Origin of the sequence: Pseudomonas sp. B16120 (genome assembly GCF_044218845.1) — a bacterium.
GTDB classification, from domain to species: domain Bacteria; phylum Pseudomonadota; class Gammaproteobacteria; order Pseudomonadales; family Pseudomonadaceae; genus Aquipseudomonas; species Aquipseudomonas paracarnis.
In genome coordinates, this window is record NZ_CP162588.1 from 4,482,060 (window position 1) to 4,496,985 (window position 14,926).

Annotated in this window: 16 protein-coding genes; 9 read left to right on the forward strand and 7 right to left on the reverse strand. The window is 60.7% G+C overall.

The features are described 5' to 3' along the window. Positions 1-25 precede the first annotated feature (25 nt). Positions 26-415: a hypothetical protein gene (locus tag AB4P90_RS20895; protein ID WP_014719416.1), complete on the reverse strand. Its 390-nt coding sequence runs from the start codon at positions 413-415 to the stop codon at positions 26-28. A gap of 153 nt (positions 416-568) precedes the next feature. Here AB4P90_RS20895 and AB4P90_RS20900 point away from each other — a divergent pair, with 153 nt between their 5' ends. Continuing rightward, positions 569-838 (forward strand): hypothetical protein, encoded by a 270-nt coding sequence (locus AB4P90_RS20900; RefSeq protein ID WP_014719417.1) that lies wholly within the window; start codon positions 569-571, stop codon positions 836-838. Positions 839-902: 64 nt separating this feature from the next. Here the strand turns inward: AB4P90_RS20900 and AB4P90_RS20905 are convergent, their stop codons facing one another. Then, positions 903-2,249 carry a DEAD/DEAH box helicase gene (locus AB4P90_RS20905; RefSeq protein WP_014719418.1) on the reverse strand — a complete coding sequence of 449 codons (1,347 nt, stop codon included), beginning with the start codon at positions 2,247-2,249 and terminating at the stop codon, positions 903-905. Positions 2,250-2,440: 191 nt separating this feature from the next. Between AB4P90_RS20905 and AB4P90_RS20910 the strand changes: the two genes are divergently transcribed. Further along, positions 2,441-3,733 (forward strand): mechanosensitive ion channel family protein, encoded by a 1,293-nt coding sequence (locus AB4P90_RS20910; protein WP_014719419.1) that lies wholly within the window; start codon positions 2,441-2,443, stop codon positions 3,731-3,733. A gap of 16 nt (positions 3,734-3,749) precedes the next feature. Here AB4P90_RS20910 and AB4P90_RS20915 read toward each other — a convergent pair whose 3' ends face one another. Beyond that, complete coding sequence (locus tag AB4P90_RS20915) at positions 3,750-4,316, reverse strand: TetR/AcrR family transcriptional regulator (protein ID WP_014719420.1); 567 nt, start codon at positions 4,314-4,316, stop codon at positions 3,750-3,752. A 125-nt stretch (positions 4,317-4,441) separates the two neighbouring features. Between AB4P90_RS20915 and AB4P90_RS20920 the strand changes: the two genes are divergently transcribed. Continuing rightward, positions 4,442-5,230, forward strand: a complete 789-nt coding sequence (locus tag AB4P90_RS20920) for an SDR family oxidoreductase (protein WP_014719421.1) — start codon at positions 4,442-4,444, stop codon at positions 5,228-5,230. A gap of 62 nt (positions 5,231-5,292) precedes the next feature. Then, entirely contained in the window at positions 5,293-6,321 is a 1,029-nt protein-coding gene (locus tag AB4P90_RS20925; RefSeq protein ID WP_020302666.1) for an NADP-dependent oxidoreductase, read from the forward strand. Here the strand turns inward: AB4P90_RS20925 and AB4P90_RS20930 are convergent. The 3 genes from AB4P90_RS20930 to AB4P90_RS20940 all read right to left on the reverse strand — a co-directional run bounded on the left by AB4P90_RS20930 (position 6,278) and on the right by AB4P90_RS20940 (position 8,415). Beyond that, positions 6,278-7,147 carry a carboxylate/amino acid/amine transporter gene (locus tag AB4P90_RS20930; protein WP_060767370.1) on the reverse strand — a complete coding sequence of 290 codons (870 nt, stop codon included), beginning with the start codon at positions 7,145-7,147 and terminating at the stop codon, positions 6,278-6,280. The genes AB4P90_RS20925 and AB4P90_RS20930 overlap by 44 nt on opposite strands. 202 nt (positions 7,148-7,349) lie before the next feature. Then, the gene (locus AB4P90_RS20935) at positions 7,350-7,949 is read right to left on the reverse strand and encodes an FMN-dependent NADH-azoreductase (RefSeq protein ID WP_014719424.1); all 600 of its coding nucleotides are present in this window, start codon (positions 7,947-7,949) and stop codon (positions 7,350-7,352) included. A gap of 151 nt (positions 7,950-8,100) precedes the next feature. Then, positions 8,101-8,415 carry a 3-phosphoglycerate kinase gene (locus AB4P90_RS20940; RefSeq protein WP_014719425.1) on the reverse strand — a complete coding sequence of 105 codons (315 nt, stop codon included), beginning with the start codon at positions 8,413-8,415 and terminating at the stop codon, positions 8,101-8,103. A gap of 49 nt (positions 8,416-8,464) precedes the next feature. Here AB4P90_RS20940 and AB4P90_RS20945 point away from each other — a divergent pair, with 49 nt between their 5' ends. The 5 genes from AB4P90_RS20945 to aqpZ all read left to right on the forward strand — a co-directional run bounded on the left by AB4P90_RS20945 (position 8,465) and on the right by aqpZ (position 13,565). Beyond that, positions 8,465-9,388, forward strand: a complete 924-nt coding sequence (locus AB4P90_RS20945; RefSeq protein ID WP_014719426.1) for a LysR family transcriptional regulator — start codon at positions 8,465-8,467, stop codon at positions 9,386-9,388. A gap of 14 nt (positions 9,389-9,402) precedes the next feature. Next, a complete protein-coding gene (locus AB4P90_RS20950) occupies positions 9,403-10,206 on the forward strand; it encodes an alpha/beta fold hydrolase (protein WP_032903108.1) in 804 nt (267 codons plus the stop codon). A gap of 3 nt (positions 10,207-10,209) precedes the next feature. Further along, positions 10,210-10,773 carry a peptidylprolyl isomerase A gene (locus tag AB4P90_RS20955; RefSeq protein WP_014719428.1) on the forward strand — a complete coding sequence of 188 codons (564 nt, stop codon included), beginning with the start codon at positions 10,210-10,212 and terminating at the stop codon, positions 10,771-10,773. Positions 10,774-10,855: 82 nt separating this feature from the next. Continuing rightward, positions 10,856-12,688: an ABC transporter ATP-binding protein gene (locus tag AB4P90_RS20960; protein ID WP_073527169.1), complete on the forward strand. Its 1,833-nt coding sequence runs from the start codon at positions 10,856-10,858 to the stop codon at positions 12,686-12,688. A 175-nt stretch (positions 12,689-12,863) separates the two neighbouring features. Further along, positions 12,864-13,565 (forward strand): aquaporin Z, encoded by a 702-nt coding sequence (gene aqpZ, locus AB4P90_RS20965; protein ID WP_019820470.1) that lies wholly within the window; start codon positions 12,864-12,866, stop codon positions 13,563-13,565. 44 nt (positions 13,566-13,609) lie between these two features. Here aqpZ and AB4P90_RS20970 read toward each other — a convergent pair whose 3' ends face one another. Further along, positions 13,610-14,743 (reverse strand): GNAT family N-acetyltransferase, encoded by a 1,134-nt coding sequence (locus AB4P90_RS20970; RefSeq protein WP_014719431.1) that lies wholly within the window; start codon positions 14,741-14,743, stop codon positions 13,610-13,612. Between the last annotated feature and the right edge of the window lie 183 nt (positions 14,744-14,926).

Genomic DNA, 14,926 nt, shown 5'->3' on the forward strand with positions numbered 1-14,926 from the left:
CAGGGGCGCCGGGGGCATAAGAGGATCAGGCGATCTGGGCTTTTGAGGCCACTTCCGCGAACGTTGCCGGATCAAGCGCATCCGCTTGTTCATCCAACACCTGACGCGGATGATCATTGCCCGGAATCGAACTGTCGATCAGCGCCAGCAATTGCGCCCCCAGCGCCGTCAGGATGAAGTTCTCGCCATTGCCGCCCTCTTCCTCAGGCCGCGACTCAATAAAGCCACGCTTGAACAGCAGCGCCTCGTAGTCGGCAGCGGTCTTCTTCAGCGCGTCCAGGTTGCCAGTGTCCTCGCCGGCCGTCGCCTTCTCGGCCGCTTCCTGTTCGGCGTATTTGCGCGGGGCAAAGCTGCCCTCGCCGTTCTGCACTTCATGCAGCAGACGTTCGATCAGATCCCAATTGTAAGTCGTCATCCTGATTCCTCCTGCAGGCCGATGGAGTTAGCCCGTCTTAGGGAGTGACACGTTCCGGCACGGGCCGTTCAACCAAACGGACGGGCGTCATTTCTCTGAACTTTGCAGAGGTTTGCCACCTCAACTGCACATCACTGCCAAGGAAGTCCGACCATGAAAACCTTGATGAAGCTGACTCTCGCCGCCACGCTGATAAGCGCCCTGCCCGCCTGGGGCTGCACGCCCGAGGAGGCCACGACCAAGCGGGAGGAACTGGCCAAGGAAGTGACCAAGCTCACCGAGCAGAACCCGACCAAGGCCAAGGAGATGAATGACCAGTTACAGAAGATGGACCTGGATACCGAAAGCGCCGAGTTTCCCGACAAGTGCCAGTTGATCGATGCGCGGCTCAAGGAGCTCAGAGAAGCTGCGGGGAAGCGTTGAGCACAGCGCGACGCTGATGGCGAAAAAAAACCGGACATCGTCCGGTTTTTTTAGGCCCGCCTGCTTATTCGGCAGCCGGAGCTTCTGGCTTGCGGCGCTTGAGCGGGGCCATGCCGTCCTTGCTGACGAGCGACAGGTTGTCGGTCTTCGGCCGGTTAGCGATCTTACGCTTGGTCGGTGACTTGGCGGCGGTTTTCTTCTTATCGCCCTTGGCGTCGGTCTTTTTCTTCTTCACGCCAACGGCCTTGCCCGACGCCTTGACCTTCTTCGGCCCGGTGTACGTGCCTTTGACTTCCTTGATGGTGCGGCGCTCGAACGACTGCTTCAGGTAGCGTTCGATGCTCGACATCAGGTTCCAGTCGCCGTGGCAGATCAGCGAGATGGCCAGGCCATCGTTGCCGGCCCGTCCGGTACGGCCGATGCGGTGCACGTATTCGTCGCCGCTGCGGGGCATGTCGAAGTTGATCACCAGGTCCAGGCCGTCCACGTCGAGGCCGCGCGCGGCAACGTCGGTGGCCACCAGGATCTTCACGCCGCCCGCCTTGAGACGGTCGATGGCCAGCTTGCGGTCCTTCTGGTCTTTCTCGCCGTGCAGCACGAACGCCTTGTATTCCTGCGCAACCAGGCGCCCGTAGATACGGTCGGCGGCGGCACGGGTGTTGGTGAACACGATGGCCTTCTGGTAGGTCTCGTTGGCCAGCAACCAGTTCAGGATCTGTTCTTTATGCACGTTATGGTCAGCGGTAACGATCTGCTGACGCGTGGTGGCGTTCAGGTCGCTGACGTTGTTGACCTGCAAGTGCTCAGGGTTGTTCAGCACCTTGGCGACCATGTCGCGCAGGGTCGAACCACCGGTGGTGGCGGAGAACAGCATGGTCTGCTGGCGGTTGACGCACTCGCCGACCAGACGTTGCACATCATCGGCAAAGCCCATGTCGAGCATGCGGTCGGCTTCGTCGAGCACCAGCACTTCGACTTCCTTGAGATCAAGGTTGCCAGCGTTGAGTTGCTCGATCATGCGCCCTGGGGTGCCGATCAGGATGTCCGGCACCTTGCGCAGCATCGCGGCCTGGACCTTGAAGTCTTCGCCACCGGTGATGATGCCGGACTTGATGAAGGTGAACTGCGAAAAGCGTTCGACTTCCTTCAGGGTTTGCTGGGCCAGCTCGCGGGTCGGCAGCAGGATCAGGGTCTTGATGCTGACGCGCACCTTGGCCGGGCCGATCAGGCGGTTAAGTACCGGCAGGACGAAAGCGGCGGTCTTGCCGCTGCCGGTTTGCGCCGTCACCCGCAGGTCACGCCCTTGCAGCGCGAGCGGGATGGCCGCTGCTTGCACAGGCGTAGGCTCGACAAATTTAAGCTCGGCCACGGCTTTAAGCAGGCGTTCGTGCAGGGCGAATTGGGAAAACACGGGTGCTACCTCGAAGAAATACAAATATCAGCTGCATAGGTTACCGGTTTCGGGCGCCCAAACCGAGTTTCTTTACGCGAACGGGGCTAATCAGCTGCTTTTTTGTCAGCGATTTTGTCCAGAGCGTCAACTTTGTTGCACTTAAATGCTCTAATCGCCCCGTGTTGTCTTACAGAAGAATCGGTTCACGCATGGATATCAAACAGCTCTGGCTCAACGTCCAAGACCTTTGGGGCGCCCTAGATGAACACCCGGTCCTGCATTCCAGCCTCGGCTTGCTGGTGTTGCTGGTGGTGGCATTGGTGGTGGGACGGGTCGCCCGTTACCTCATCCTGCACGCGGTCAAATTGCTCGGCCGGCAGCCGGCCCTGCACTGGCTGAACGACCTGCGGCATAACAAAGTCTTCCATCGCCTGGCGCAAATGACGCCGTCGCTGGTGGTCCAGTTCGGTCTGTACCTGGTGCCGGACCTGAGCAAGACCGCCATCCTGTTCATCGGCAACGTCGCCCTGGCGATCAGCATTCTGTTCATGGTTTTGGCCATGAGTGCCCTGCTCAACGCGCTGCTGGATATCTACGCACGCACCGAACACGCACGCACCCGCTCGATCAAGGGCTATGTGCAATTGGCGAAAATGGTGCTGTTCGTGTTCGGCGCGATCATCATCGTCGCCACCCTGATCGACCGCTCGCCACTGTTGCTGCTCTCAGGCCTGGGTGCGATGTCGGCGGTGATTCTGTTGGTGTACAAGGACACCCTGCTGTCGTTCGTCGCCAGTGTGCAATTGACCAGCAACGACATGCTGCGCGTCGGTGACTGGATCGAAATGCCCCAGGTCGGGGCCGATGGCGATGTGGTGGATATCACGCTGCACACGGTGAAGGTGCAGAACTTCGACAAGACCATCGTCTCCATCCCCACCTGGCGCCTGATGTCCGAGTCGTTCAAGAACTGGCGTGGCATGCAGGCCTCCGGTGGGCGCCGTATCAAGCGCAGCCTGTACATCGACGCCAGCGGCGTACGCTTCCTGAACGATGAGGAAGAAGTGCGCATGACCCAGGTGCACTTGCTCAGCGGCTACATCAGCCGCAAACAGGCCGAACTCAAGGCCTGGAACGAGGCCCAGGGCCACAGCGCGCAACTGTCGGCCAACCGTCGGCGCATGACCAACCTCGGCACCTTCCGCGCCTACGCCCTGGCGTACCTGCAAAGCCACCCGGACATCCAGCCGAACATGACCTGCATGGTGCGCCAGATGCAAACCACCGCCCAGGGCGTGCCGCTGGAGATCTACTGCTTTACCCGCACCACGGCGTGGGGCGATTACGAGCGGATCCAGGGCGATATCTTCGATTATCTATTGGCAGTGTTGCCGGAGTTCGGGCTGAGCCTGTATCAACAGCCGAGCGGCAACGACCTGCGGGCCGGCGTGCTGCCTGCATTGGCCGGGGCCACTCAGGTACCCGTGGCCGAAACGGCATGAGGTGATGCACGCGGGATTACGGCAGTGATGCCGTAATCTCCTTGCGGCACACCTCAAGCACTTCATCGGCCAGGGCGGAATCATCCGGGCACGCCCGCGACAACATGATTGCGCCGATGGCATGGGCCATGCTGTCGAGCATTTTCGCCCGCACGTCTTCTTTTGGCCCGTCATGAGCCGCGTTGTACTTTGCCTCCAGGGCCTGCAGGGTATTTTCCAAACCCTCGGCAAAGGTCGCCTTCAGCGTGTCCGACTGACGGGCGGCATCGGCACACAACGCCGCCAATGTGCATCCGCCGCCGCGATGGTCGCGGTGCTGCCTGGACAGGTAAACCTCGAAAAACTGCTCCACCTCCCTCTCCGCGCTGTCGGCCAGTGACTGCGCCAGGCTGTTAGCGGCTGCTTCCGCCATCAAGTCCGCCTTGGAACCGAAGTGCTTGTAAAAGCCGCCTTGGGTAAAACCGGCCGCAGCCATCAACTCGGCCACGCCCACCCCATCGAAACCCCGCTCGCGAAACAACTCGGAAGCTGTCGCGACGATATGGGCCCGATTGCTCTGTGACTGCGCCTTGGTGATCTTCATGTCTGTGGTCCTGACAGCGTGCGAGATAGGCATATTACTATGATGTCGATCATAATCAAAACCGTTGACAGCTTTGATTATGATCGACATCATAAAACCTCCTCGCACTCACAGAGCATCACACCATGAGTACTTCCAACACCGTTCTGATCACTGGCGCTTCGACCGGCATTGGCGCCGCCTACGCCGAACGCTTTGCCGCACGCGGCCACGACCTCGTACTGGTCGCCCGTGACATCACGCGCCTGGAAGCGCTCGCTGCCCGACTGCGCGAACAGCATGCCGTCAGCATTGATATCCTCCCCGCCGACCTGACCCAGACCGCTGACCTGGCAGCAGTTGAAGCGCGCCTGCGCGAGGACGCCAACATTGGCACCCTGGTCAACAATGCCGGCGCCGCGCAGTCTGGCGGTTTTATCGAGCAGTCCACCGACAGCGTCGCGCAGTTGGTCGCCCTCAACACCACTGCACTGGTGCGCCTGGCCAGTGCCATCGCCCCGCGCCTGGCGGCAGCGGGCAACGGCGCTATCATCAACATTGGCTCGGTAGTGGGCCTGGCCCCGGAATTCGGCATGACGGTATACGGCGCGACCAAGGCGTTCGTGCTGTTCCTGTCCCAGGGCATGAGCCTGGAGCTGGCGCCCAAAGGCGTGTACGTGCAAGCCGTGCTGCCCGCCGCCACGCGTACCGAGATCTGGGAGCGGGCGGGCATTGACATCAACACCCTCACGGACGTGATGGAAGTGGGCGATCTGGTGGACGCGGCGTTGGTGGGTTTTGATCGCCGCGAGCCGGTGACCATTCCGCCGTTGCAGGACGGCGCCCGTTGGGACGCGTTGCAGGCTGCGCGGCAAGGCTTGCTGGCACAGATCAAGCAGTCCCAGGTTGCCGAGCGTTACCTGGCCAACGCCTGAACAACCGGTAGCAGGCGTGCTGCGCGCCTGCCCCTTCTCACCGAAGCAACGAGCGTTGAACCATGAAGGCATTTTCCATCGAACGGTACGGCAAACAGCCCGGCCGCCTCACCGAGGCCCCCGCGCCTGTTGTGGGTGAGCATGACGTGCTGGTTCAGGTGCGGGCCAGCAGCGTCAATGTGCTGGATGCAAAGATCGCCAAGGGCGAATTCAAACTGATCCTGCCCTATGCGTTGCCGTTGACACTGGGCAATGACCTGGCCGGCGTGGTGCTCAGCGTCGGCGCGGCGGTACGACGCTTCAAGCCGGGGGACGAAGTCTACGCTCGCCCGCCCCAGCAACGTATCGGCACCTTCGCCGAGCGGATTGCCGTGCACGAAGACGCACTGGCGCGCAAACCCGACAACATCACCATGGAGCAAGCCGCGGCCCTGCCCCTGGTCGCGCTCACGGCGTGGCAGGTGCTGGTGGAAACCGCGAAGCTGAAGAAAGGCCAGAAGGTGTTCATTCATGCGGGCTCAGGCGGAGTGGGCAGTATCGCCATTCAGCTGGCCAAGCATTTGGGCGCTTTTGTCGCCACCACCACCAGCACCGCCAATGTCGAGTGGGTCAAGGCGTTGGGCGCAGATGTGGTGGTCGACTACAAACAGCAAGCCTTCGAGACCGTGCTGCGGGATTACGATGTGGTGCTGAACAGCCTGGGTCCAGATGCGCTGGCCAAGTCACTGAAGATTCTCAAGCCCGGCGGTCAGCTCATCTCCATCTCCGGGCCGCCGACACCCGCCTTCGCCCGCGCCCAGAACCTGCCCTGGGTATTGGGCCTGGTCATGGGCGTGTTGAGCAGCGGTATCCGCAGGAAAGCGCGCAAGCAAGGCGTGAGCTATGACTTTGTCTTCATGCGCGCCAGTGGCGCGCAGCTGGATGAAATCACCACGCTGGTCGAGTCGGGGATTATCCGGCCGGTCATCGACCGAACCTTCCCTTTCGAATCCACAGCCGCGGCCCTGGACTACGTCGAACAAGGCCGTGCCAAAGGCAAAGTGGTGATCACGATGGAGACGGCACCGCCCGACGCACACCCAGCCGGCTGATCCACACCGCCCCCAGAATCACCAGACCGCCCAGGGCCAGACGGCCCAGCGGTTCGTGCTGGTTCCAGATCAGCAGGTTCAGCAGCAACCCCACCGGCACATGCAGGTTGTTCATCACCGCCAGGGTGCCGCCATTGACCAGGCAGGCACCCTTGTTCCACCAGTACATGCCCAGCGCGGTGCTGACCAACCCGAGGAACACCAGCACGCCCCATTGCAGCGGCGCTTGCGGCAGGAAGTCAGCCTTGGCGAACAGCAGGAACGCCGGCAACACCACCATCAAGGCGCCCAGGTAGAAATAACCGAAACGCCGGAAGTGCGGCTGGTCACTGGGATAACGCGCCACCAGGTGCTTGTACATGACTTGCCCGGCGGCGTAGGTGAAATTGGCCAATTGCAGCAGCAAGAACCCCATCAGGAAATGCGGGGTGATCTGATCGAAACGAATCACCGCCGCACCGCCCACCGCCACCAGGGCCGCCACAAGCGCCCAGGGATTGAAGCGGCGATTAAGCGCGTCCTCGATCAGGGTCACATGCAGCGGCGTGAGGATGGTGAACAGCAGCACTTCCGGCACCGTCAGCACACGAAAGCTCAGGTACAGACATACGTAGGTCACGCCGAACTGCAATGCACCGATCACCAACATGCCGCGCATGAACGCGGGCTCCACCGAGCGCCAGCGCGTCAGCGGAATAAAGATCAGCCCGGCCAGCACCACGCGCACCAGCACCGCAAAGTAACTGTCGACGTGACCGGCGAGGTATTCGCCAATCAAGCTGAAGGAAAATGCCTGAATCAGGGTGACAACCAGTAGATAGCCCATGCGCGCCTCGTTTCGAATGGGCGCGACATTAAAGCTTTTTGGTTTTTGAAGAAACTCGGCGCAAAAAAAACCCGACCTCGCTAAAGCGGCAGTCGGGCGGGAGCACTCAGGAGCAAAAGTGCAAAGGGAGGTTCGATACGCGTACTTGAAGGGTTTGCGTGGCGCTATATAAGCAGCACGGGATTATCTGACGATTAACGCCTCAGGCGACCTGGGCCAGTTGCGCCTTGGCATGATTGACGCCCTTCTCCTGGAAGTCGCCGCCCAGGTTGACGCCTTCGGCGTGAATGAAGGTAACGTCATGAATGCCGATAAATGCCATGACCTGGCGCAGGTACGGTTCCTGGTGATCCGAGGTGGCGCCAGTGTGGATACCACCGCGTGCGGTGAGCACGATAGCGCGCTTGCCGGTCAACAGACCCTGGGGCCCGGTGGCGGTGTATTTAAAGGTCACACCCGCCCGCAACACGTGATCCAGCCAGGCTTTAAGGGTGCTCGGAATGGCGAAGTTGTACATCGGCGCGGCCATCACCAACACGTCGGCGGCCAGCAGTTCGTCAGTTAACTCGTTGGAGCGGTCCAGGGACACCTGTTCGTCGTCGTTACGCTGCTCCGCCGGTTTCATCCAGCCGCCCAGCAGGTTGGCATCCAGATGGGGTACCGGATTGAGCGCTACGTCGCGCACGGTGATGCGGTCTGCCGGATGGGCGACTTGCCATTGGCTGATGAACTGTTGGGTGAGCTGGCGGGAAATGGAATCCTGCTGGCGCGCACTGCTTTCGATGATCAGGACATTGGACATGGCTTCGTAGGCTCCATCGGTAATTGCTGTAAGTCGATGGAGAGAAGGTTAACCAGGGCCTATTCGATAAAAAAGCGCAAAAAACTGCTACAACCCATCTAGAAATTTGTTTATAAGCGGAGTATTCCTGTGAGCACGCTCCGCTGTTGCTTTATTTTGGCGCGCAGTCCAGGGCAATACGCATCTTGATGATGGCGCGGTTGAACTTGACCGTGGTGTTAGTGCTTTTGCCAGCAGGCACGGTCACGGTACGACGGCGTGGCGATTCCGGGCCGTTGGTAAAGGTGACCTTGCACACCGCGTCCTGGGCGCCGTAGTTGTTCAGCTGGATCGAACTGATGTCGCCGTCCACATCGGAGGCGGTGTAATCAATGCTCACGCCATCGATCTTTTTCGTCACGTCGATAGGATAGGCAAACGCGCTCATCGGCAGCAGCGCCAGCAACACACAACACAATTTTCTCATTCGGCAGTCTCCAATAAGGACCGCCAGCTTAGGACAAGAGGAGCTCATCTTGAAAGCGCCCCGCGTTACCCTCGATCAATGGCGCACCTTGCAAGCCGTGGTCGACCATGGCGGCTTTGCCCAAGCCGCCGAAGCGCTGCATCGTTCGCAATCTTCAGTGAGCTACACCGTGGCGCGCATGCAGGACCAACTCGGCGTCCCCTTGCTGCGTATCGACGGGCGCAAGGCGGTGCTGACCGAGGCCGGTGAGGTGCTGCTGCGCCGATCCCGCCAATTGGTGAAAAACGCCAGCCAGCTGGAAGACCTCGCTCATCATATGGAACAGGGCTGGGAAGCCGAAGTGCGCTTGGTGGTGGACGCCGCCTACCCCAGCGCACGTCTCGTTCGCGCATTAACCGCCTTTATGCCGCAAAGCCGTGGCTGCCGGGTGCGCCTGCGCGAAGAAGTACTGTCCGGCGTCGAAGAGTTGCTGCTCGACGGCATGGCGGACCTGGCCATTTGCGGGTTTATCATCCCGGGCTACCTGGGCACGGAAATGAGCGATGTGGAGTTCGTCGCCGTGGCCCACCCCGATCACTCGCTGCATCGCCTCAACCGTGAGCTGAGTTTCCACGACCTGGAGAGCCAGATGCAGGTGGTGATCCGTGACTCCGGCCGCCAACAACCGCGCGACGTCGGCTGGCTCGGCGCCGAACAGCGCTGGACCGTCGGCAGCCTCGCTACCGCGGCCACCTTCGTCGCCAGCGGCCTGGGCTTTGCCTGGCTGCCCCGGCACATGATCGAGCGCGAACTCAAGGAGGGCGTGCTCAAGCAGCTTCCCCTGGAAAAAGGTGGCAGTCGCAACCCGACGTTTTACCTGTACTCCAACAAAGACAAACCCTTGGGGCCCGCCACGCAGATCCTCGTGGAATTGCTGCGCACCTTTGACACCGCTCCCCTGGACGCGCCCTTCGCCGCCCCTCAACAAGCCTGAAACGGAGTTCATCCATGGCCTGGTTCGACCATGAAGGCTGCAGCCTGCATTACGAAGAATATGGCCATGGCAACCCGCTGATCCTGATTCACGGCCTGGGCTCCAGCAGCCAGGATTGGGAACTGCAAGTACCGGTACTCGCCCGACACTACCACCTGATCGTGGTTGACGTGCGCGGCCATGGTCGCTCGGCCAAACCCCGGGAGCGCTACAGCATCAAGGGGTTTACCTTCGACCTGATCGCGCTGATCGAACACCTCGACCTGCCAGCGGCCCACGTGGTGGGTTTATCCATGGGCGGCATGATCGCCTTCCAACTGGCGGTGGATGAACCCCGGCGGGTCAAGAGCCTATGCATCGTCAACAGCACGCCTGAGGTCAAGGTGCGCAGTGCCGATGACTATTGGCAGTGGGCCAAACGCTGGACCCTGGCCCGTGTGCTCAGCCTGGGCACCATCGGCAAGGCCCTGGGCGATCGGCTGTTCCCCAAACCTGAGCAGGCCGACCTGCGCCGCAAGATGGCCGAGCGCTGGGCAAGAAACGACAAACGTGCTTATCTCGCCAGCTTCGACGCCATTGTGGGCTGGGGCGTGCAGGAACAACTGTCGAGAATTACCTGTCCAACCCTGGTCATCAGCGCCGACCATGACTACACCCCCGTGGCGCAGAAAGAAATCTATGTAAAACTGCTGCCCGATGCGCGGCTGGTGGTCATCGAAGATTCCCGCCATGCCACGCCCTTGGATCAACCCGAGGTCTTTAACGCGACCTTGCTCGACTTTCTAAAGACCGTCGAAACCACTACCCAGGACCACTGACCCATGCTGAAAAAAATCGCCTTCTTTGCCGGTTCCGCCTTGTTTGCTGCCAACCTGATGGCAGCTGAGCCGGCCAAGGCGCCACATGTTTTGCTCGACACCACCAACGGCCAGATTGAAATCGAACTGGACCCGGTCAAGGCGCCGATCAGCACCAAGAACTTCCTGGCCTATGTCGACAAGGGCTTCTACACCAATACGATCTTTCACCGCGTGATCCCGGGCTTCATGGTCCAGGGCGGCGGGTTCACCCAGCAAATGTCACAAAAGCCGACCGAAGCACCGATCAAGAACGAAGCCAGCAATGGCCTGCATAACGTGCGTGGCACCTTGTCCATGGCTCGCACCAATGACCCGAATTCGGCCACCAGCCAATTCTTCATCAACGTGGCTGACAATGCCTTCCTCGACCCGGGCCGCGATGCCGGTTATGCCGTGTTCGCCAAAGTGGTCAAGGGCATGGACGTGGTCGACATCATCGTCAACTCCCAGACCACCACCAAGCAAGGCATGCAGAACGTGCCTATCGATCCTGTGATCATCAAGTCGGCCAAGCGCATCGACTGAGGTCCGCAGGCAGCTTTGCACGGTGCCCGCATGGCACCGTGCACCTTTGAAAGGAGAGCCCGCCCGGCGGGCGTCAAACCTAATGCTCTATCGTCGTTTTGAACAACTGATCGATATTTTCCGCGACGCCCCCAGCGCGGCCCCTCCCGAAAAAGTCCTGCCCTTCTATCTCTATTACCTGCGTCAGGTGTGGCCGTGCTTCGCCGCGCTCTTGGTAGTGGGACTGGTCGGCGCCCTGATCGAAGTCGCGTTGTTCAGCTACCTGAGCCGCATCATCGACCTGGCCCAGGGCACGCCACCGGCGAATTTCTTCCAGATCCACAGCGCCGAGCTGATCTGGATGGCCGTGGTGGCCCTGTTGTTGCGCCCGCTCTTCAACGGCCTGCATGACTTGCTGGTGCACCAGACCATCAATCCCGGCATGACCAGCCTGATTCGCTGGCAGAACCACAGCTACGTGCTCAAACAGAGCCTGAATTTCTTCCAGAACGACTTTGCCGGGCGCATCGCCCAGCGGATCATGCAAACCGGCAACTCCTTGCGTGACTCGGCGGTGGCGACCGCAGAAGCTATCTGGCACGTGTCGATCTACGCCATCAGTGCCCTGGTGTTGTTTGCCGAGGCCGACTGGCGGCTGATGATTCCGCTGATCACCTGGATCGTTTGCTACAGCCTGGCCTTGCGTTACTTCGTGCCTCGGGTGAAAGAACGCTCGGTGGTCTCCTCGGAGGCGCGCTCCAAGTTGATGGGCCGAATTGTTGACGGCTATACCAATATCACCACCTTGAAGCTGTTCGCCCATACGCAGAACGAACAGGAATACGCCAAGCAAGCGATCATCGAGCAGACCGAAAAAACCCAACTGGCCGCCCGCGTGCTCACCAGCATGGACACCGTGATCTGTATTCTGAACGGCCTGCTGATCGTCACCACCACCGGCCTGGCCCTGTGGCTGTGGACCCAGTCGCTGATTTCCGTGGGCGCGATTGCCCTGGCCACCGGCCTGGTGATCCGCATCGTCAACATGTCCGGCTGGATCATGTGGGTGGTCAACGGCATTTTCGAAAACATCGGTATCGTGCAGGACGGCCTGAAGACCATCGCCCAGCCACTGGCCGTTATCGATCGTGAAAACGCTCCGCGCCTGACGGTGCCCCACGGCCAGGTACGCTTTGAGCAAGTGGACTTCCACTACGGCAAGAAGAGCGGAATCATTGGCGGCCTCAACCTTGAGATCAAGGCCGGGGAAAAGATCGGCTTGATCGGCCCATCCGGCGCGGGCAAATCGACGCTGGTCAACCTGCTGCTGCGCCTGTACGACCTGCAGGGCGGGCGCATCCTCATCGACGGCCAGGACATCGCCGAGGTCGCCCAGGAAAGCCTGCGCGCGCAAATCGGCATGATCACCCAAGACACCTCGTTGCTGCACCGCTCGATCCGCGACAACCTGCTGTATGGCAAGCCCGACGCGACTGACGAGGAACTCTGGGCGGCGGTGCACAAGGCCCGCGCCGATGAGTTCATCCCACTGCTGTCGGATTCCGAGGGCCGCACCGGGCTGGATGCCCATGTGGGTGAGCGCGGCGTGAAACTCTCCGGCGGGCAACGCCAGCGTATCGCTATCGCCCGCGTGCTGCTCAAGGACGCGCCGATCCTGATCATGGACGAAGCCACCTCTGCGCTGGACTCTGAAGTGGAAGCGGCGATCCAGGAGAGCCTGGAAACCCTGATGCAGGGCAAGACGGTGATTGCGATTGCGCACCGGTTGTCGACCATCGCACGAATGGACCGTCTGGTGGTGCTGGAAAAAGGCCAGATTGCCGAGAGCGGCAGCCATTCCGAGTTGCTGGCATACGGCGGGCTTTATTCGCGGTTATGGCAGCATCAGACCGGGGGTTTTGTCGGCATAGACTGATTTCGCTGGGTAAAGCCCCGCTCAATTCCGAACAATTCTGACAGCTTTCTCTATCTGGCTGGTCTTGCGACACAATCCTGCTGTACTGCAATCAGGCCCCAGGAGGGCCCTGATTTAAGGCGGCAGGGAAGCCACACAGACCGTTAATCAGATAGAGCAATCTAAGGAAGTGTTCATGTCACTGTTCAAACGTTCCGTAACGGAAGGACTGGGTACGTTTTGGCTGGTGTTGGGTGGCTGCGGGAGTGCGGTATTGGCCGCAGCGTTCCCCAACGTTGGCATCGGCCTGCTCGGGGTGTCCCTGGCTTTTGGGCTCACGGTGCTGACCATGGCATTTGCCATCGGGCATATCAGCGGCTGTCACCTTAACCCGGCCGTCTCGGTGGGGTTGGTGGTCGGCGGCAGATTCCCGGCCAGGGAGTTGCCGGCCTACATCGTGTCGCAAGTGATCGGTGGCGCCATCGCCGCCGCACTGCTGTACTTCATCGCCAGCGGCAAGCCTGGGTTCGAGCTAGCGTCCGGGCTGGCAAGCAATGGTTATGGCGAGCATTCACCCGGAGGTTATTCAATGGCGGCAGGCTTTGTCTGTGAGCTGGTGATGACGGCGATGTTCGTGCTGATCATCCTTGGCGCCACCGACCGTCGAGCCCCGGCAGGCTTCGCGCCCATCGCCATTGGCCTGGGGCTGACGCTGATCCACCTGATCTCCATCCCGGTGACCAACACCTCGGTCAACCCGGCCCGCAGCACAGGGCCTGCGTTGATTGTCGGCGGCTGGGCGCTGCAGCAACTGTGGCTGTTCTGGCTCGCGCCGATCCTCGGCGCGGTGATCGGCGGCATTACGTACCGATGGTTGGGTGCAGAAAAAACAGCTTGACCCAATCCCTGTAGGAGCGAGCTTGCTCGCTCCTACAGGGTGTTTCACGTGCCGTCAGAGTGCCGATAAGGCAGGGCCGCCCTCGCCTCTTCGGCATACGCCAGAACCCCCACCCGCTCTCGCTCAAGAAAATCCTCCACGGCACTCTTCAACCCCGGGTGGCGCAAGTAGTGCCATGACCGCGTAATCACCGGCTCAAACCCGCGAATCAATTTGTGCTCCCCCTGGGCACCCGCATCGAAGCGTTGCAGGCCGTGGGCGATGGCGTAGTCCATGCCTTGGTAGAAACAGGTCTCGAAATGCAGGCGGTCGAATTCCGCCAGGCAGCCCCAGTAGCGGCCATAGAAGCTGTCGCCGCCAAGCAGGCTGAAGGCCATGGCCACCGGGCGCGTGCCTTGTTTGGCCAAGACTACGCGGATGGCTGCGGGCATGCGCTCAGCCAGCAGGCTGAAAAATGCGCGGGTCAGGTAGGGCGATTGCCGGCGCACCGCGTAGGTGTTGGCGTAGCAGGCGTAGACAAAATCCCACTGGGCTTCGCTCAGCTCATGGCCTTGCAACCACTCGAACTCGATACCCTGCCCTGCCACTTGTTCACGTTCTTTGCGCATCTGTTTGCGCTTGCGTGAACTCAGGGCGTCGAGGAAATCCTGGAAGTCGCGGTAGCCTCGGTTTTGCCAATGAAACTGGCAACCCAAGCGTTGCAACCAGCCGGGGTGTTGGGCCATGGCTTGATCGGCGAGGGCATCGGTAAAGTTGATATGGGCGCTCGACAGGCCTTCGATCTGCAGATAACCCGGCAGGCTGTTGAGCAATTCGAAAGCGTCGGCGGCACTGGCAGCCAATACCCGCGGCCCACCGACCGGGCTGAACGGCACGGCCGTCAGCAACTTGGGGTAATAGTCGATGCCGGCGCGCTCGCAGGCGTCGGCCCACCCGTGATCGAACACGTACTCGCCATAAGAATGCCATTTGCGATAACCCGGCAATGCCGCCATCAACCGGTCGCCTTCCCAGTGCAGCAAGTGCTCCGTCTGCCAGCCCGAATGCGGGCCGATGCTGGCGCTGTCTTCCAGCGCACTCAGAAACCCATGCTGCATAAACGGCTGGGCCTGTGGCATCAGGGCATCCCACGTGTGCGCAGCGATATCGGACAAGCTGTCCAGGCGTTGCAGCGGCATCGGCATCCTCATTGTTTCTTGGCATGAAAACCTGGCGAGTATCGCTGATCACAGCCGCGCGCACATCCTCAAAACACGCGGACAGGGCTCAAAACCCTTAGTTCCGTAGCGTAACGATTTGTCATCTAGATGAAATCACTTAGCCACTACTCCGTCATAAACGGTCGCGATACTGACGCCAGT